This window comes from Roseovarius gahaiensis (genome assembly GCF_011601345.1).
GTDB classification, from domain to species: Bacteria; Pseudomonadota; Alphaproteobacteria; order Rhodobacterales; family Rhodobacteraceae; genus Roseovarius; species Roseovarius gahaiensis.
Genome location: NZ_JAAORB010000051.1, coordinates 1 through 18,825, shown reverse-complemented (window position 1 = coordinate 18,825; position 18,825 = coordinate 1). Strand labels below are relative to the sequence as shown.

Annotated in this window: 17 protein-coding genes; 12 read left to right on the top strand and 5 right to left on the bottom strand. The window is 58.3% G+C overall.

What is annotated here, in order from left to right:
• The first annotated feature begins 30 nt into the window (after positions 1 to 30).
• Positions 31 to 438 carry a M41 family metallopeptidase gene (locus HAT86_RS15550; RefSeq protein WP_167199972.1) on the top strand — a complete coding sequence of 136 codons (408 nt, stop codon included), beginning with the start codon at positions 31 to 33 and terminating at the stop codon, positions 436 to 438.
• A 92-nt stretch (positions 439 to 530) separates the two neighbouring features.
• Here HAT86_RS15550 and HAT86_RS15545 read toward each other — a convergent pair whose 3' ends face one another.
• The 4 genes from HAT86_RS15545 to HAT86_RS15530 all read right to left on the bottom strand — a co-directional run bounded on the left by HAT86_RS15545 (position 531) and on the right by HAT86_RS15530 (position 4,840).
• Positions 531 to 710 (bottom strand): helix-turn-helix transcriptional regulator, encoded by a 180-nt coding sequence (locus HAT86_RS15545; RefSeq protein WP_167199969.1) that lies wholly within the window; start codon positions 708 to 710, stop codon positions 531 to 533.
• 65 nt (positions 711 to 775) lie between these two features.
• Entirely contained in the window at positions 776 to 1,951 is a 1,176-nt protein-coding gene (locus tag HAT86_RS15540) for a tyrosine-type recombinase/integrase (RefSeq protein ID WP_167199965.1), read from the bottom strand.
• A gap of 283 nt (positions 1,952 to 2,234) precedes the next feature.
• A complete protein-coding gene (locus HAT86_RS15535; protein WP_167199962.1) occupies positions 2,235 to 2,936 on the bottom strand; it encodes a response regulator transcription factor in 702 nt (233 codons plus the stop codon).
• Positions 2,933 to 4,840 (bottom strand): PAS-domain containing protein, encoded by a 1,908-nt coding sequence (locus HAT86_RS15530; protein ID WP_167199958.1) that lies wholly within the window; start codon positions 4,838 to 4,840, stop codon positions 2,933 to 2,935. Before HAT86_RS15530 ends, HAT86_RS15535 begins: the two co-directional genes overlap by 4 nt.
• Positions 4,841 to 5,038: 198 nt before the next feature.
• On the opposite strand from HAT86_RS15530, the gene HAT86_RS15525 reads away from it, so the two are divergent.
• From HAT86_RS15525 to HAT86_RS15490, 8 genes are all read left to right on the top strand, one after another.
• The gene (locus HAT86_RS15525; protein WP_167199955.1) at positions 5,039 to 7,015 is read left to right on the top strand and encodes an AMP-binding protein; all 1,977 of its coding nucleotides are present in this window, start codon (positions 5,039 to 5,041) and stop codon (positions 7,013 to 7,015) included.
• An 84-nt stretch (positions 7,016 to 7,099) separates the two neighbouring features.
• The gene (locus tag HAT86_RS15520; RefSeq protein ID WP_167199952.1) at positions 7,100 to 7,918 is read left to right on the top strand and encodes an ABC transporter ATP-binding protein; all 819 of its coding nucleotides are present in this window, start codon (positions 7,100 to 7,102) and stop codon (positions 7,916 to 7,918) included.
• 38 nt (positions 7,919 to 7,956) lie between these two features.
• The gene (locus HAT86_RS15515; protein WP_167199949.1) at positions 7,957 to 8,943 is read left to right on the top strand and encodes a branched-chain amino acid ABC transporter permease; all 987 of its coding nucleotides are present in this window, start codon (positions 7,957 to 7,959) and stop codon (positions 8,941 to 8,943) included.
• A 2-nt stretch (positions 8,944 to 8,945) separates the two neighbouring features.
• Entirely contained in the window at positions 8,946 to 9,200 is a 255-nt protein-coding gene (locus HAT86_RS15510; protein WP_167199947.1) for a hypothetical protein, read from the top strand.
• Positions 9,200 to 10,276 (top strand): branched-chain amino acid ABC transporter permease, encoded by a 1,077-nt coding sequence (locus HAT86_RS15505; RefSeq protein ID WP_167199944.1) that lies wholly within the window; start codon positions 9,200 to 9,202, stop codon positions 10,274 to 10,276. The genes HAT86_RS15510 and HAT86_RS15505 overlap by 1 nt, the downstream gene beginning before the upstream one ends.
• Positions 10,277 to 10,365: 89 nt before the next feature.
• Positions 10,366 to 11,655 carry an ABC transporter substrate-binding protein gene (locus tag HAT86_RS15500; RefSeq protein ID WP_167199941.1) on the top strand — a complete coding sequence of 430 codons (1,290 nt, stop codon included), beginning with the start codon at positions 10,366 to 10,368 and terminating at the stop codon, positions 11,653 to 11,655.
• Between the two features lie 98 nt (positions 11,656 to 11,753).
• Positions 11,754 to 12,578 (top strand): ABC transporter ATP-binding protein, encoded by an 825-nt coding sequence (locus HAT86_RS15495; protein ID WP_167199938.1) that lies wholly within the window; start codon positions 11,754 to 11,756, stop codon positions 12,576 to 12,578.
• Between the two features lie 47 nt (positions 12,579 to 12,625).
• A complete protein-coding gene (locus HAT86_RS15490) occupies positions 12,626 to 13,846 on the top strand; it encodes a phenylacetate--CoA ligase family protein (protein ID WP_167199935.1) in 1,221 nt (406 codons plus the stop codon).
• 66 nt (positions 13,847 to 13,912) lie between these two features.
• Here the strand turns inward: HAT86_RS15490 and HAT86_RS15485 are convergent, their stop codons facing one another.
• Positions 13,913 to 14,818 carry a DMT family transporter gene (locus HAT86_RS15485; RefSeq protein ID WP_167199933.1) on the bottom strand — a complete coding sequence of 302 codons (906 nt, stop codon included), beginning with the start codon at positions 14,816 to 14,818 and terminating at the stop codon, positions 13,913 to 13,915.
• A gap of 133 nt (positions 14,819 to 14,951) precedes the next feature.
• On the opposite strand from HAT86_RS15485, the gene HAT86_RS15480 reads away from it, so the two are divergent.
• From HAT86_RS15480 to parE, 3 genes are all read left to right on the top strand, one after another.
• Positions 14,952 to 15,722: an aldolase/citrate lyase family protein gene (locus HAT86_RS15480; protein WP_167199930.1), complete on the top strand. Its 771-nt coding sequence runs from the start codon at positions 14,952 to 14,954 to the stop codon at positions 15,720 to 15,722.
• The gene (locus HAT86_RS15475; protein WP_331272568.1) at positions 15,691 to 16,671 is read left to right on the top strand and encodes a glucokinase; all 981 of its coding nucleotides are present in this window, start codon (positions 15,691 to 15,693) and stop codon (positions 16,669 to 16,671) included. The genes HAT86_RS15480 and HAT86_RS15475 overlap by 32 nt, the downstream gene beginning before the upstream one ends.
• A 79-nt stretch (positions 16,672 to 16,750) precedes the next feature.
• Positions 16,751 to 18,709, top strand: a complete 1,959-nt coding sequence (gene parE / locus HAT86_RS15470) for a DNA topoisomerase IV subunit B (protein WP_167199926.1) — start codon at positions 16,751 to 16,753, stop codon at positions 18,707 to 18,709.
• Positions 18,710 to 18,825: the final 116 nt, after the last annotated feature.

The window sequence follows — 18,825 nt, the reverse complement described above, 5'->3', positions numbered from 1 at the left end:
ATGCTAACGTGGCAGGTGGGTCAGTTTTAGATGATCATAACCCACCCAGGTGGGTCACTTTTGCATGCCGATTCACATGCTGGAGAACAAAGTGATCTCGCGAAAGCAACCAGTCTGGCGCTGGCAATTGAACGGCATTGGGGCTTCGGGGGAAGTGGTCTGCTGTGGGATGGTGTCTCGGCGGCAGATATTTGGCGTGCTCCTGCAGACCTTCGCGAGAGGGTAGAGGCGCATTTGCGCGAGGCTCAAGACAAGGCGTTGGTGACGATCCGCGCCAATCGAAATGTCCTCGAGACGCTGGCCGAACGGTTGTTGCGCGTCAGAGACATGTCGGGGTGGGATATCGAACGGCTCGAACAGGATATCATGGCTAGCAACGAAGATACGCCCTCAACCGAGGCCGCAAGTGGCGGGCAGAATACATGCCTGGAAATCTGATGGCAGCCCGGTATGTGATTTCTCCCTATGAAAACCAAAACCGCCCGGCGCAAATGATGCCGGGCGTTTTTTTTGTGTGGCTGGTCTGGCGGTCAGATCTCAGGGCGGCTGTCCATCCATTCGGATATGGTGCTGGAATGCCATCCGATAAGACGTTCGGTCAGCTTAACGGGGGCCGGAAATGTGCCCGCATTGATATGTCTGTAAATTGTCGAGCGGCTCAGGCCGGTAATTTTTTGTACATCTTTTTGACGTAGAATTATGTTGGTCATTCAAGTCCTCATTTTGTTATCGATACCTTTTTGTCTCACATGAAGGTTAAACTGAGTTTTCAATTTTAGGCAGTTTGGTCTTGACCGGTGATAAACTTGGTCCACGCGTACATGTAGGGTGCACGCCGCTCCAGGTAATCCGTTCGCTTGTAGGTGTCGATGGCAGCGTCACCCTTACGCACATGTCCGATACAAGCTTCTGCAACCTCATCGGGGCACTCCGTTTTGTCGGCCAGCCATGTTCTCAATGAAGACCTGAACCCATGGGGCGTTGCGGGAATACCGTTATCGGCGAGGTAATTGCGCATGGCCATTTTGTTGAGGGGGCCGCCTTTTGCATTAGGAAACAGGTACCCGTTTTGAGATCGTTCTTTTGCCAACTCAATCACATGCCGTGCCTCATGACTCAGAGGAACAGCAAATCCTTGGTCATTGTCTGCCCGGCCCTTGACGTGGAGTGGTGGGATTTCCCAAACGGTACTCAGGATTTGCTCGAAACGCATGTTGTTGACTGAGCCAGCGCGAACCCCGGTCAGAATTAGCATTCTCAATGCCAGTTGCACCGGGTCGTCATCTGAAAGAGTTGCGTAAAACGCAGGCACATCTTGCCAAGGCAGTGCCAGATGCGGTGTCGCGCGCTTCTTGTTTTCCCCGAGAATGATAACCGCATCTTCGATAACCGCTCGGTTCACAAGGAAACCTTTCGCACGCGCGTATCGGAAAACGGTTCTCAGCCGTGACACAGCTTTCTTGGCGGTCACGGGTTTGTCGTGCCAGATCGGGGCCAAGGCCTGTGCGATGTCGTCCTGATCAATCTTGACGATTGGCATCTTGCCCAGCTTGGGTAAAACATGCAGCCGCAGGGGGCTGAACCAAGTACCATTTGATCCATTATGCTTGAGGTTCTTTTTATGTGTCTCGAATGCCTGCCAGGCCAGAGGTTCAAGTCGTCCGTCTATCAGGTTGCTTTGTTGAATCCTGAGACGACGCTGTTTGATAGGATCGCAATCGTTGCTCACCTGCTCTCGGGCCCATGCCGCTTTCTTGCGCGCCTCGGCAAGGCTGACCGGTCCGAAAGACCCCAGACCCATTTCCCGTTGGCGGCCCCAAAGGTTGAAACGAAAGACCCATTGCGCCCCACCATCGGCGCGCTTATGGAGCCAAAGACCCTGCCCATCGCAATGCTTGCCCACCGGCAGAGATTTGAGTTGAGCGACTGTAAATGCATTTGATTTTGCCATAGAAATATCCTTTTTTTTATATACGTTCTGGCTTGGCACTGCCCGGTTCATTCCGGGATGCCATGGAACCTTAAATTGTTGAGATTAAAGGAATATAAAATCCGATGGCACTCAGTGAGAACGTATGAAACAAGAAACATATCCCTCCGGCGGGGGTATTTAAACCCAAGAAAAAGCGACAGTGCTCTGCTTTTTCTTGGTCAAAATACCCCGGGGGAGTCGCCCGAAGGGCGGCGGGGGCAGCGCCCCCAATCCGGGCGCGCCGCAAGGCGCGCAAAACCTGTCAGCCCCAGCTGACATCGCCCAGAAAAATATACCCCGCGCCATAGATCGTTTTGATCAGGCGCGGGTTCTTTGGATCTTCGCGCAGCTTGGTGCGCAGCCGCGAAATGCGCACATCCATGGCCCGATCAAAACTGTCACCTGCCGCTCCGCCAAGCGCTTCTTGCATGGCTTGCCGAGAGATAAGCCGTTTGGGGCGTTCCAGAAACAGGCGCAAAACCTCGCCCTCGGCATGGGAAAACGGGGTTTCCGCGTTGGTTTCATCTTCGAGAACGTAGCGGTCGAAATGCGCCACCCAGCCATTGAATCGCGCAGTATCCGAACTTTGCGCTGCGGCGGTTTCGCGGCGCAGGCGGGCGCGGATGCGGGCCACGACCTCGGCGGGCTCAAACGGTTTTATGATGTAGTCGTCGGCGCCCAACTCCAGCCCTGTGACCTTGTCTTGCACTTCGGCCCGGCCCGAGATGATGATCACCGTTGCGCCCTGTTCCAACGCCAGCCGATGCACCAGTGTCAGCCCGTCACGATCCGGCAAAGACAGGTCAACGAGGCAGACATCGGGCCGGGCGCCACGCAAGGCGGCCTCGAATTCCGTGGCGCGGCCAAAGGTCATGGTGCGAAACCCGGCCTCTTGTAGCGCCTCTGACAACATGGCGCGAATGGCCGGTTCATCGTCGAGAATGGTGACAAGCGGTGCGGTCATGGGCGCGGGTCCGATTTCAAGAAGGCGTTCAGTTGGGGCGCGTTGAACGGTTTGCGCAGCACCGGTGCGTGCGCACTGGCGACTTTGTGCAGCGGATCATCGGGCGGCAGGGATGTCATGAGATATGCCGGACAATGGTTTTCGGGAAGCGCCTTGACAAGGTCAAGCCCGGTTTTGCTGCCCTCCAGTGAGATGTCTGACAAAAGCGCCGAGATTTGCGGAATTTCTGTTATCAGCGCCAACGCTTCATCGGCTGAGGCGGCCTCGATCACGGTATGCCCTGTGTCGCGCAGCATGTCGCGCACAGTCCCGCGCAAATCCGGGCTGTCTTCGACAAGTAGGATCATGCCGGGCGCGTCTGACGGGTTGGCGGGCCGCAGGGGCAAACGCAGGCTGACGCGGCCGCCGGTCGATGTGTTCGACAATTTCACGCGCCCGCCTGCCAGCTTGGTCATGTCATACACCATGGACAGGCCAAGCCCTGACCCTTCGCCGCCCTTGGTTGTAAAAAACGGGTCCAACGCATGTGCAAGAGCCTTATCCGAAAACCCATGGCCGGTATCGGTGACATTGAATTCCAGCCAAGTGTCTTTGACACAAGCGGCGGAGAGTGTGATCTGGCCGTTCGCACCACAGGCGTCGCGGGCATTCAGGACAAGGTTGAGCAGTGAATCCTGCAACATGCCCGGATCCACCTTGAACGCGCGGCCGGTGACCTGATTGTCGACGCAGAACACGACGCTATCGGACAGGGTTGACCGCGCCAAGGTTTCTAGGTCGTCCAGAAAGCCGCCAAGATCGGTTGGCACAGGCATGTGTTCGCGTGGCCCGGTCATATCGGCGATTCTGTTGAGTAGCCCGCCCCCGCGCCGCGCAGCGGCCAGCGTGGCCGAGATCAACTCATTCGCGGCCGGACCAAGATCCATGCGTTGCAGTTTCGATTGCATGCCCAGAATGATTGTCAGCAGGTTCGAGAAATCATGCGCCAGCCCGCTGGTCAGCTGCGCGGCCATTTCGCGACGGCGGGTTTGTTGCAAGGCCGAGCGCGTTTGCGCCTCTTCGGTGATATCCATCGACAGAACATAAGCCCCGCCTTGCGTGTCATCGGGCGTCAAGGCCACCCGGATGCGGCGGGAGCTGGGTTCATGCGTGAACTCGAAGACCGAGGCTTTGCCCCGAAAGGCCTGTTCCAGATACGGGTGGATTGCCGAATTGGCTTGTGATCCAAGCGCCTCTTCCACCGAGATGCCGATGATGTCCGATTTGGAACCGGGCATGACCGTGGTGAGGCGGCGGTTGGAATAGGTGTAGCGCCCGTCGGCGCCGACATGTGCGATATGGGCTGGCATCATTTCGGTGGTCAGACGGGTTCGTGCCTCGGAGGCCGTCAATTGGCGTTTGGTTTCTTCTAGGGCGGTAATCGTTGCCGACAGTTCCCGGTTCGCGGCTGCCAGTTCTTCGGAATAGGCGAGTAACTGGTCCGACAATTCTTCGGATCGGGTCCGCAACAAGGACTCTTGGCGTTTGGTGCGCGTGATATCGGTATAGACCGTGACCCAGCCCCCCTGTGGCAGGGGTGTGCCTTCAACGCCGATGATCCGGCCGTTGGCCCGGGTGCGTTCCATATAGTGCGGCTCGAACGCGCGGGCCTGTTCGACACGCGAGTCAACAAACGCATCAATGTCTTTGACGTCGCCGTAATCGCCGCGCTCGGCCAGAAAACGGATCGTATCCGAAAAACAGGCACCGGGTGTCACCAGCCAGTCTGGCAGGTCGAACATTTCCTGAAACCGGTGATTGCACACAGCCAGCCGCAAATCCGCGTCATAGATGGATAGGGCCTGCTGGATCAGGTTCAGGCCAGCCATTGTCATGGCGTCGGTTGGGCTGGGTGTCGGTGCCATCGGGATGTCCTTTTACCCATCGCTAGCACCGCGGGCGCATGCCGCAAAGCCAGTTTGAGCGTCTGTTACAATTCGAAAGGTTTGCGAAATGATCAGGAAAAAGTTGACCGCAAGGGTCAAACTGGCACTTTTGATGGCAGGAGGAGTCGCCGTCATAAGGTGATCTGTTCGCAAAGCGGACATTGGGGAGGAAAAAAATTGGCTCAGTCGTCACAGGCGACGGAAGGACTTGGGTCCATTCCGGCGCTACTTCAGAGGAACGCCAAAGAGTGCGCCAACAGGCCAGCCTACCGCGAAAAAGAATTCGGCATTTGGCAATGCTGGACGTGGGCGGAGGCAGAAAAAGAAATTGAGGCCTTGGCGCTTGGCTTGATCAACCTTGGTGTGAACGAGGGCGATTTTATCGCCGTCGTCGGGCGCAATCGCCCCCATTTTTATTGGTCCATGGTGGCGGCGCAATCGGTGGGGGCCATTCCTGTGCCGCTTTATCAGGACGCCGCCGCCGACGAAATGGCCTATGTCATGGAGCATTGCGGAGCGCGGTTTGCGGTGGTCGAAGACCAAGAGCAAGTCGACAAGATGATCGACATTCAGGATCAACTGCATCAGTTCGAGCATATGATCTACGTCGATCCGCGCGGTATGCGGAAATACGATCATCACAAGCTGCACACCTTTACCGGCATTCAGGATCAGGGGCGCGCCGCCTATTGGGAGTTCATCGAAGACCTTAAGGCGCGCCGCGAAAAGCTTAATTACGACAGCATCTGCGTGATGCTTTACACGTCGGGCACCACCGGGAAGCCCAAGGGCGTGGTGCTGTCGAACCGCAATATCATTGAGGCGTCCCGCTCGTCGGCGGAGTTTGATCAACTCAGCCGCGACGAAGAGGTGTTGGCCTATCTGCCGATGGCTTGGGTGGGCGATTTCATCTTTTCGATCGGGCAGGCCTATTGGTGCGGGTTCTGTGTGAACTGCCCCGAATCCCCAGAAACGATGCAAACTGATTTGCGCGAAATTGGCCCAACCTACTATTTCGCCCCGCCCCGCGTGTTCGAGACTCAGTTGACCAACGTGATGATCCGGATGGAGGACGCGGGCCGCTTCAAGAAATGGCTGTTCGATGTTTTCATGGATCATGCCCGCAAAGTCGGCCCCGCCATTTTGGACGGCAAGCCCGTGGGGGGTTGGGATCGACTGAAATATGCGTTGGGCCACGTTTTCATCTATGGGCCGCTAAAGGACACGCTGGGTTTTGGCCGGGTGCGTGTGGGATACACGGCTGGCGAGGCGATCGGGCCGGAAATTTTTGAATTTTACCGCAGCCTTGGCATCAATTTGAAGCAGCTTTACGGCCAGACCGAAGCGTCGGTGTTCATCACGCTGCAACCCGATGGGGAAGTGCGCAACGATACGGTTGGCGTGGCGGCACCCGGCGTCGAGATCAAGATCGATGAGACGGGCGAGGTGTTCTACCGCGGTCCGGGCACGTTCGAGTATTATTACAAGAACGAGGAAAGCACTAAAAAGACGAAAGACCCCGAAGGTTGGGTCGCCACCGGCGACGCGGGCTTTTTCGAGGACGGGTCAGGGCATCTGCGGATCATCGACCGGGCCAAGGACGTGGGCAAGATGGCCGATGGCAAGATGTTCGCGCCCAAGTATGTCGAGAACAAGCTCAAGTTCTATCCCAATATCCTTGAGGCCGTGGTGTTCGGCCATCAGCGTGATGCCTGCACTGCCTTCATCAATATCGACCTGACGGCGGTGGGAAACTGGGCTGAGCGTAACAATATCGGCTATGCCTCTTATCAGGAACTGGCCGGTCATCCCAAGGTTTTGGAGATGATCCAGACCCATGTCGAAGAGGTGAACCGCAGCCTTGCGGATGATCCGATGCTGTCACATTGCCAAGTGCATCGCTTCCTGGTGCTGCACAAAGAGCTGGATGCGGACGACGGCGAAATGACCCGCACCCGCAAGGTGCGCCGTGGGGTGATCGCCGAGAAGTTCGAGGATCTTCTGGGCGCGCTTTACGACGGGTCGAACGAGATTTTCACAACCACCGAAGTGACCTACGAGGATGGCCGCAAGGGCGCGATCAGCGCCACTTTGGAAATCCGCGATTGCAAAGTGGTGCCGGTGAACGGCGATACAAAGGTGGCCGCAGAATGATGGCCCGGCACGCGCCGCTTGTTGCCGCATGCGGCAACGTCGCCCCGCCCGCCGGCCCGTGGTCAGATGAGAAAGGTTTGAGCCATGCTTGATGCCTCAGAAGGCTTTACCACCGAAGATGGCCGCAAGATTGGCGGCGTGGTGATGGAAATGAAGCACATCACGCTGCGGTTTGGTGGTGTTGTGGCGATCCAAGATATCAGTTTCGATATCCGTCAGGGCGAAGTCCGCGCGATCATCGGCCCGAACGGCGCTGGCAAGTCCAGCATGCTGAACGTCATCTCGGGGTTCTATAATCCGCAACAAGGCGAGGTTTGGTACAAAGGCGCGTTGCGCCCGCCGATGAAACCCTACCAAGTGGCGCGCCAAGGTATTGCCCGGACATTCCAAAACATTGCCCTGTTCGAAGGCATGAGTGTTCTGGACAACGTGATGACTGGGCGTATCCGGCAGATGAATGCGGGCCTTCTGGCGCAGGCGATCTGGAAGGGCAAGGCAGAGCGCGAGGAAGTGGAAAACCGCGAAGTCGTTGAAAAGGTCATCGACTTTCTGGAAATCCAGCACATCCGCAAAACGCCAGTGGGTCGCTTGCCTTACGGTTTGAAAAAGCGCGTTGAACTGGCCCGCGCTTTGGCCGCCGAGCCGTCCATCCTGCTGCTGGATGAGCCGATGGCCGGCATGAACGTCGAGGAAAAAGAGGACATGAGCCGCTTTATTCTGGATGTGAATGATGAATTCGGCACCACGATTGCCCTGATCGAACACGATATGGGTGTGGTTATGGACCTGAGCGACCGTGTTGTCGTGATGGATTACGGCAAGAAAATCGGCGACGGCACGCCTGATGAAGTGCGCAACAATCAGGCGGTGATCGACGCCTATCTGGGGGTGGCCCATGACTGATTTCAGCCGGAACCGCGACACGAGGGGAGGGACGCAACATGCCTGAACAGTTTATCTGGGGAATGGAGGTCTTCGCGAACGGTCTGATGGCGGGGGTTTTGTACGCGCTTGTCGCTCTGGGCTTTGTCCTGATCTACAAAGCGTCGGGGATCTTCAATTTCAGCCAAGGCGTGATGGCGCTCTTTGCGGCGCTGACATTGGTGGGTATCATGGAGGGGCAGGTTCCGTTCAGCCACTTGATCAACGCCACCTTCGGCACAGAAATCCACCATTTCGGCTGGCATGTTCCGGCGCTGGCCGCGATTCTGCTGACGATGGCCGTCATGGTCTTGCTGGCGTGGCTGGTGAACCACTTCATTTTCCGACATCTGGTCAATCAAGAACCGATCATCCTGTTCATGGCGACAATCGGCCTTGCGTATTTCCTTGAAGGTTTTGGCGATATCATGTGGGGCAGCGACATCAAGAAGCTGGATGTCGGCCTGCCGCAAGGTATCAACTCCACGATTGACGAGGTTACCTACAACCTCTTTGGCTACGGGTTTTTCATCGACAACCTGGATCTTTGGGCGACCTTCATCGCGATCTTGCTGGTGATTGGCCTTGTCGTGTTTGCGCAGTACTCGAAGCACGGCCGCGCCATGCGCGCCGTGGCAGACGATCATCAGGCGGCGCTTTCGGTTGGCGTCAGCTTGAACTTCATCTGGGTGATGGTGTGGTCGCTGGCCGGGTTCGTGGCCATCGTGGCCGGCATCATGTGGGGCACCAAATCGGGCGTGCAATTCTCGCTGTCGCTGATCGCCCTCAAAGCGTTGCCGGTTTTGATGCTGGGTGGGTTCACCTCGATCCCGGGGGCCATCGTGGGTGGCTTGATCATCGGGGTCGGTGAAAAGCTGTTCGAATTCACGTTTGGCGGGATGATGGGTGGGGCCACCGAAAACTGGTTTGCCTATGTCTTGGCGCTGATCTTCCTCGTCTTCCGGCCACAGGGCCTGTTTGGCGAAAAAATCATCGAGAGGGTGTAGGCATGCAAAAGCTCATCGCGATTGCCAATGTCATCGCATGGTCGGGGTTTTGGGCCTTTGGCTATCTCGCCCTGACGGCAGACACTGAAAACACCGCGCAAATGGTGACCGCCCTTGTCTTGGCGGCGATTGGCGGGGGTCTTGGGATGTTGGCGTATCTCTGGCTGGTGCGCCACTCCGAGGCGACCGGATATGCCAAACCTGCCAATCGCGCGCAAAAGCGCGACGACAACGAAATTTATGGGGAGGTTCTGTAATGTTCTATCGTGAAGCCGGTGATTTCAAGACCTCTTACACCGAGGATAGCCAGACCTTCCCGATCAAGTTTGACCGCTACCGATACTATGCGGTTCTGATTGCGGCATTCGCCGTGGTGCCTTTTGTGATCAACGACTATTGGGTGAACGCTGTTTTCCTGCCGTTTCTGATCTATTCCATTGCGGCCATCGGCCTGAATATCCTTGTGGGGTATTGCGGGCAGGTCAGCCTTGGCACCGGTGGTTTTATGGCTGTGGGGGCTTATGCCTGCTACAAGCTGATGACCGCATTCCCGGATGTGAACATTTTCTTTCACGTGATTATAGCCGGGGGGATAACAGCAGGCGTGTGCGTTTTGTTCGGCCTGCCAAGTTTGCGGATCAAAGGGTTCTATCTGGCGGTGGCCACGCTGGCGGCGCAGTTCTTCCTTGTTTGGATGTTCAACCGTGTGTCGTGGTTCTACAACTATTCGGCTTCGGGTCAGATCAGCGCGCCGGAACGCACGGTATTCGGCGCGCCTGTCACCGGCGCGGAAACAGCCCCTTGGGCGGCTTACCTGTTCTGCCTTGTCTTCACCGTGGCCTGCGCTCTTCTTGCGCGGAACCTGACGCGCGGCATGGCAGGGCGCAAATGGATGGCGATCCGCGATATGGATATCGCGGCCGAGATCATTGGCGTGAACCCGCTGCGCGCGAAACTGACGGCCTTCATGGTATCTGGTTTCTTCGTTGGCATCTCGGGGGCCTTGTTCTTTGCGGTTTATCTTGGCGCGGTCGAGGTGGGAGAGGCCTTTGGCATCAACAAGTCGTTCCTTGTGCTGTTCATGGTGATCATTGGTGGGCTTGGCTCGATCTTCGGGTCGTTCGCGGGCGCGGCTTTCCTTGTGTTGCTGCCGGTGCTGCTGAAAAACGTTCTGGTGGGCGGCCTTGGCTGGCCCACGGATCTGGCCGCGCATTTGGAATTCATGATCGTCGGAGGAATGATCATCGTGTTCCTGATCGCCGAACCGCACGGGCTGGCGCAGCTTTGGCGCGTCGCAAAAGAAAAACTAAGGCTTTGGCCCTTCCCGCACTAGGCGGCGCCGGGCCCGAGAAGAATTGACCGGGGGTCAAAACCCCGGCGATCCGAAACCATAGGAACAACACCAAGGGAGGACCTGAACCGATGAAAACGAAACTTTTAAGTGCCGCCGTGGCCGCCGTGATGGCTGCTGCTCCGGCCATGGCTGAACTGACGATCGTCGACACCAGCTATCGCACCGGGCCGTATGCCGCGAACGGTATTCCGTTCTCGGACGGCTATCAGGATTACTTTACCCTGCTGAACGAGCGTGATGGCGGTATCGGCGGCGAGCGTATCAATCTTGTGGAATGCGAAACCGGCTACAACACCGAAAAAGGTGTGGAGTGCTACGAAGCCACCAAAGGCGCGGGCAACGGCGCACTGGTCTATCAGCCGCTTTCGACCGGCATCACCTACCAGTTGATCCCCAAGGCCACGGCCGACGGTATTCCGCTTCACACCATGGGCTATGGCCGTACCTCGGCCAAGAACGGTAAAGTCTTTGAGTGGGTGTTCAACTATCCTGCCAACTACTGGGATGGTGCAAGCCATGCGATCACGCATATCCTTGACGAGAATGACGGTGATATCAGCGGCAAGTCCATCGCCTTGGTCTATCACAACTCGGCCTATGGCAAGGAGCCGATCCGCACCTTGGAGGGGCTTGCCGAAAAGCACGGCTATGATCTGACCCTTCTGGCCGTCGATCACCCCGGCCAAGAGCAGAAATCGCAATGGCTGCAAATCCGCCGTGAAAAGCCTGACTACGTGATCATGTGGGGCTGGGGCGTCATGAACCAAGTCGCCATTCAGGAAGCCGTGAACATTCGCTACCCGATGGAAAACTTCATTGGCGTCTGGTGGTCCGGTTCTGAAAATGACGTGAAGGCGGCCGGTGACCGTGCGAATGGTTATAAGGCGTTGACCTTCCACAATATCGGCTCGGATTATCCGGTGTATGATGACATCCAGACGCATGTTGTCGAAACCGGTAAAGCCGCAGGCGCGGGCGATCAGATCGGGACGGTCCTGTATAACCGTGGCATGTATGCCGCGATGCTGGCCGCAGAAGCGATCAAGACCGCGCAGGACATGCACGGCACGTCTGCGATCAACGCCGCGCAAATGCGGGATGGTATGGAAAACCTTGAAATGACCGAAGAAAAGATGGCCGCTATCGGCCTTCCGAATTTCGGCCCTGAATTCAAGGTCAGCTGTGAAAACCATGGCGGTAACGGCTTTGGCGCTGTGTCGCAGTGGGATGCCGAGGCTGGCGAGTTCAAGCTGATCACCGACTATTTCCAGTCGGATCAGGAGGTTTTGGGGCCGTTGATCGAGCAAGACTCGATGGCGTTCGCCGAAGAAAACGGGATCGAACTACGCTGCGATTGATCGCGGTCCTTTGACCCACTGGACGTGGCGGCCTGCCCGCCACGTCTGACCCAACCCCAAGACGGTCCGTCGCATTGCGGACCATGATGGAGAGACACATGCTCGACGCAGGACGCACCGAAGAGACACTGCTTGAGGTCAACAATATCGAGGTGATCTATAACCACGTGATCCTTGTGCTTAAAGGCGTCAGCCTTGGCGTGCCGAAGGGCGGCATCACGGCCCTGTTGGGGGGCAATGGCGCGGGCAAGACGACGACGCTTAAGGCGATTTCGAACCTGTTGAAATCCGAACGCGGCGAAGTGACCAAAGGGTCAATCAAGTATCGCGGCGAACGGGTGCAGGATCTTGTGCCATCCGATCTGGTGAAAAAGGGTGTTATTCAGGTGATGGAAGGGCGGCATTGCTTTGAGCACCTGACAGTCGAGGAAAACCTGTTGACAGGGGCCTATACACGCGGCGCGTCGCGCGGCGAAATCGATGCCGATCTGAACATGGTTTATGATTATTTTCCGCGCCTCAAGGAACGCCGCCGCAGTCAGGCGGGCTACACCTCGGGCGGGGAACAGCAGATGGTCGCGATTGGCCGCGCATTGATGAGCCGGCCCGAGACGATCCTTCTGGACGAGCCCAGCATGGGCCTTGCCCCGCAGCTTGTGGAGCAGATTTTCAACATTGTGAAATCGCTCAATGAGAAGGAAGGGTATACCTTCCTGCTGGCCGAACAGAACACCAACGTGGCCTTGCGGTTCGCGCATTATGGCTACATCCTGGAAAGCGGTCGCGTGGTCATGGACGGCCCGTCGGATGCGCTGCGCGAAAACCCGGATGTGAAAGAGTTCTATCTTGGGATGTCTGATGAGGGCCGCAAAAGCTTTCGCGACGTGCGCAGTTATCGACGCCGCAAGCGGTGGCTTAGCTAACTTCCATCGCCGTTACCATGCCACGCTGACCATCAGAGGAACAGGTCATGCCCGAGTATTTCGACAATCTGGAAACGCGCAGCGCGGACGAACGCCAGTCGGCCTTGGCCAAGGCCCTGCCTAAACAGATCGCCCGTGCGCAGGCCCTGCCCGGCTATGATGGGGCGTTTGACGGAATTGATCCGCAGGCCATCCGGTCGGTTGCGGATCTTGCCGCCCTGCCGGTCTTGCGCAAATCCGATCTGAGCAAGGCACAGGGCGCGGCGGCGCCCTTTGGTGGGCTGACGACGCGGAACGCGGCGCAATTTGCCCATATCTTCCAAAGCCCCGGCCCGATTTATGAACCGGGAAGCGATAGCCACGATTGGTGGCGCATGGGCCGCTTTCTGCATGCCTGTGGCGTCGGCAAGGGGGATATCGTGCAGAATTGCTTTGGTTATCACCTGACGCCGGCTGGCATGATCTTTGAAAACGGCGCGCGTGCTTTGGGGGCGGCTGTCTTGCCCGCGGGCACGGGCCAGACCGAACTTCAGGCGCGCGCGGCGCATGATGTGGGCATCACCGCCTACGCCGGAACCCCGGATTACCTCAAGATCATCTTGGACAAGGCTGATGAACTGGGCCTGAGCCTGAACATCACCAAGGCGGCTGTGGGCGGCGGGGCGCTGTTTCCGTCTTTGCGTCAGGAATACGCAGATCGCGGGATTGCGTGTTTGCAGTGCTATGCCACAGCTGATCTGGGCAACATCGCCTACGAATCCGAGGCGCAAGACGGCATGATCATCGACGAAGGCGTAATCGTGGAAATCGTCACGCCCGGCACCGGCAACCCGGTTGCCCCCGGAGAAGTGGGCGAAGTGGTGGTGACCACGCTGAACCCCGATTATCCGCTGATCCGCTTTGCCACGGGCGATCTTAGCGCCGTGATGGACGGGCCAAGCCCCTGTGGCCGCACCAATACCCGCATCAAGGGGTGGATGGGGCGTGCCGACCAGACCACCAAGATCAAGGGCATGTTCGTGCGCCCGGAACAGGTGGCGGCATTGGTGGCGCGGCATGATGCCATTGCCAAGGCCCGTGTGATTGCCACCCGTGACGGGGAAATGGACGTGATGACAGTGCGGATCGAAGCCGATGGCGGTGATGCTGAACATTATGCCGCGGCGGTGGCGGATACGCTTAAGCTGAAAGGCCGGATCGAAATCGTGGCGCGGGGCAGCCTGCCCAATGATGGTTTGGTGATCGAAGATCAGCGCAGCTATGAATAAGGTCGCCTAAGCAGATCATAGCCGCGCGCGACTGTCTCAACCGGGTCTAACACAGAGTTTGGGGGATCACGTCTCAGGCGGCGGGCCAACCCTTGGCTGTGGCACGTTGCGCATCCGGTATCGGTGTCGCAACGCCCAAAAATTCGATGCAAACAGCACGCCGATCACGACAGCCCCGCCCAGCATCGCCCATGGCCCCGGATCTTCTCCTATGGCCCACCACACCAGCAAGGGCGCAAGCACGGATTCCAACAAGATCAACAATGCCACTTCGGCAGAGGCGATATAACGGGGGCCAAGTGTCAGTAGCGTGGTCGCCACGGTGATAAACGCCCCATGGCCCAAAATCAGCGGCCATTGCGATGGCATGGCGGCCCCCGGATCAGAGAACGGCCAGATCAACAAAGACGCCCCCAGAAAGGCAATCGGCAGCGCGGGTATCATCGACGTGGCGCGCACCTTGCGCACTGCGGTCATAGCCCCGGCATAGCAGGCCGATACCGCCAGTGCGATCAAATCGCCCTGCCATGATGCGCCATGCGTCTCGCCCGAGCCCCAGGCGATCACCCCAAGCCCGATAAAAACCCCGGCCATCGTCCAGATCATGCGCGGGCTGATGGGTTCGCCTAAGAAAATCCGGCTGAAAATCGCGGCAAATACTGGCATTGAGGCGATTATAAACACGACGTTTGCCACACTGGTCAGGGTTATTGCCAAAACGAAACCGGGTGCCGTTCCGCCGATCAAAACCACGTAGATCGCGCCAGCCCAACCGGTTTTGGCGACGTCGGCAAAGCCACGCAGCCCCATCGTGGCCAGAACGCCGATCAAAACAAACCCGCCCGCCGTCACCCCGCGCCAAAAGGCGATGGTTGGCGCAGACGCGTCTATCAGCCGGATGAACAGGGAATCCGGCACAATGAACAAAACGCCGAGGGCGGTGATCAAAAGGCCTTTGAGATGATTATCCATCCGCAATGTCTCTGGGCTTTTGATTAGAAAGTAAAGCCTCGCTTGGCGTTCGCCTGCGGCCCATGCCGGTCTCGACATGGGGGCTTGTCGCGCATAAGCCTAAAGCGCATAGCGACAGTTACGGAGGCTTGATATGCCCGCGCCCGAAAACCTGTTCAAATCTGCCCTGGCTACCGGTGAACCGCTTTATGGCTGTTGGGCTGGATTTGCCGATGCTTACGCCACTGAAATATTGGCAACCGCCGGTTTTGATTGGCTGGTCATTGATGGTGAGCACGCCCCAAACGATCTGCGCAGCACGATGCAGCAGTTGCAAATCCTGACCGGACAGCACAGCCAGCCGGTCGTGCGCCTGCCCATGGGCGAGGCTTGGGCGATCAAGCAGGCTTTGGACATTGGCGCGCAAACTTTGCTGATCCCGATGGTGGAAAGCGCACAGCAGGCGCGCGATCTTGTCCGCGCCACGCGCTATCCGCCCGAAGGCATCCGTGGATCGGGTGCGGCCTTGGCCCGCGCCTCGCAATTTTCGGCCATTGTGGATTACATAGCCACGGCCAACGCGCAGATTTGCCTTTTGGTGCAGGTTGAAACGCAGGCCGGGATCGACGCGCTGGATGATATTCTGGCCGTTGACGGTGTTGATGGGGTTTTCATTGGGCCGTCGGACTTGGCCGCTGACATGGGGTATCTTGGCGATAGCCGTGCCGCGCCCGTGCAGGACACGATCCAACAGGCGCTTGGCCGCATTGCCGCCAGCCCCAAAGCGGCGGGCATTCTGGCCACCGATCATGACACCGCCTTGCAGTATCGCGACTGGGGGGCGCAGTTTCTGGCCGTCGGGATCGACGTGGTGATGCTGGCGCAGGCTGCGCGTGCCACACTGGCGCAGTGGCGCGATGGGTAAGCGGCATCTGCTGGCTGATGTCGGGGGAACCCATACGCGGATCGGCCTGACCAATGCGCAGGGTCGGCTATGCCCCGACAGCGCGCGCCGCTACCGGACTGCGGATTTCAGCGGTCTGGCGGCTGCTTTGGCCTTCTATTTGCGTGACCTTGGGTGTCCCTCCGTGGCTGGGGTATGTGCCGGGGTGGCCGGCCCTGTTGGCGCAGATGGTGCGCAACTGACCAATCTGGATTGGTTCATCGCCCCAGATGACCTGCGGGCCGCAACCGGCGCGGCGCAGGTGCATTTACTGAACGATTTGCAGGCGCAGGCCTATGCCTTGGACGATTTGGACGATGCGGCGCTTGTCCCGGTTGTGCCGGGCCGTGCCCGGCCAGATGGTGCGCGGCTGGTGTTGGGGGTGGGCACCGGGTGCAACGTGGCGGTTGCCCATCGGATCGGCGATGACCTTTTCGTGCCTCCGGCGGAATCGGGGCATACGGGCTTGCCGCATGGCGAAGCACAGATCAACGCCTTGGTTGATCACATGTCGCACACCCACCCGCACAAACCGATCGAAGCGGTGCTGTCGGGGCCGGGCCTGTTGCGGCTGCATCATTGGCTGGGGGGCACGGCGTCGGATATCAAGGCTATCATCGCGCAACATCGCACCGGGCAGGATGGGACGGCTGCTGAAACGATGCGCGTGTTCGCCCGGCTGGTTGGCACGGTTGCCGGCGATATGTGCCTGCATCACATGGCCACCGGCGGGCTTTACCTGATTGGTGGGGTGGCGCGGGCCGTTGCGCCGCATCTGGCCTCCCTCGGGATGCAGGCATGCTTTGTCGCAAAAGGCCCCTATCGTCAGATCCTGCAGGACATTCCCATCACGCTGATCGACGATGACACTGCCGCGCTCAAGGGCTGCGCGCGGTTTTTGCGACAGATCCCGAGGGCAACGAGCCACTGAACCGAATGATACGTCTTTCGCTAGTGCCCATGGCCTGACATAATGGCCGCCAACCCATAAAACTAAGAGCAGCACAGACATGGCCGACGATCTTCTGACACCTGATGAGCCTACGGATTATGACGCCTCTTCGATCGAGGTGCTGGAAGGGCTTGAGCCCGTCCGCAAACGTCCCGGCATGTATATCGGTGGCACTGACGAACGCGCGCTGCATCACCTTGTGGCCGAAATCCTTGACAACTCGATGGACGAGGCGGTGGCCGGGCACGCCAATCGGATCGAAGTGGAACTGCACGAGGATTATTCCCTGACCGTGCGCGACAATGGCCGTGGCATCCCGATTGATCCGCACCCCAAGTTTCCCGAAAAGTCAGCGCTTGAGGTGATCTTGTGTACGCTGCACTCGGGCGGCAAGTTTGGTGGCAAGGCCTACCAGACCTCGGGCGGGTTGCACGGGGTGGGGGCCTCGGTGGTGAATGCGCTGTCGGATTCCATGGTCGTGCAGGTGGCGCGCAACAAGGAAGTTTACGAACAGCGGTTTTCACGCGGTGTGCCGCTGGGTCCGGTGGAAAAGGTGGGCCAAGCCCCCAATCGCCGGGGCACCACGATCACCTTTCACGCGGATGAGCAGATATTCGGCGCGCACCGCTTCAAACCGGCCCGCATGTTCGCCTCGATCCGCTCAAAGGCGTATTTGTTCTCGGGCGTGGAAATCCGGTGGAAATCGGCGATTGCCGATGGCGACACCCCGCAAGAGGCGACGTTTCACTTCCCCGGCGGCCTGTCCGATTACCTGCGTGAAACGCTTGGGTCTGCGGCCACCTATGCCGATCAGCCCTTTTCCGGCACGGTCGATTTTCAGGAACGTTTTGGCACGCCGGGCAAGGTGGAATGGGCGATCAACTGGACGCCGTCGCGAGATGGCTTCATCCAAAGCTACTGTAACACCGTCCCCACGCCCGAAGGCGGCACCCATGTGGCGGGCTTTTGGGCCGCGATCCTCAAGGGGATCAAGGCCTATGGCGAATTGGTTAACAACAAGAAGGCGGGCAACATCACCCGCGATGACCTGATGACAGGCGGTTGCGCGCTGGTGTCGTGCTTTATCCGCGAGCCCGAGTTTGTCGGCCAGACCAAAGACCGCCTTGCCACGACCGAGGCACAGCGGCTGGTCGAAAACGCCGTGCGCGACCATTTCGACAACTGGCTGGCGTCTGATACCAAATCCGCAGGCGCGATCCTTGATTTCCTTGTGCTGCGCGCAGAAGAGCGCCTGCGCCGCCGTCAGGAGAAAGAAACCCAGCGTAAGACAGCCACCAAAAAGCTGCGTCTGCCCGGCAAGCTGGTGGATTGCACCGCCACCAACCGCGCCGGCACCGAGTTGTTCATCGTTGAGGGCGACAGCGCGGGCGGATCGGCCAAGATGGGCCGGGACCGTAAAACGCAGGCGCTGTTGCCCCTGCGCGGCAAGATCCTGAACGTGCTGGGCGCGGCCAGTTCAAAGCTGGGCAGCAACCAAGAAATCAACGATCTGACACAGGCGCTGGGCGTCGGGCTGGGCAGCAAGTTCAACGTTGATGATCTGCGCTATGACAAGATCATCATCATGACCGACGCCGATGTGGATGGCGCCCATATCGCCGCGCTGTTGATGACGTTTTTCTTTTCTCAGATGCGCCCGATGATCGACGCGGGGCATTTATATCTGGCCTGCCCGCCGCTGTATCGACTGACCCAAGGGGCCAAGCGGGTGTATTGCCTTGACGCGGCCGAGCGGGATGAGTGGCTGGAAAAGGGCCTTGGCGGCAAGGGCAAGATCGACGTCAGCCGCTTTAAGGGCTTGGGCGAGATGGACGCGAAAGACCTCAAAGAAACCACCATGAACCCCGAAACCCGCAAACTGATCCGCGTGACGATAGACGAGGATGAGCCGGGCGAAACCGGCGATCTGGTCGAGCGCCTGATGGGGAAGAAACCGGAGTTGCGGTTCCAGTATATTTCGGAAAATGCGAGGTTTGTGGAGGAGTTGGATGTTTGAATAAAAACAAAAATGGTAAAAGTGAAACTCTCATGAGGTTTCACTTTCCACCTAATGGATCGAAGCCACCGGCTTCCAGCCGGTCCGCTTCAGCGAATCTGTTGTGATCTTCCTCC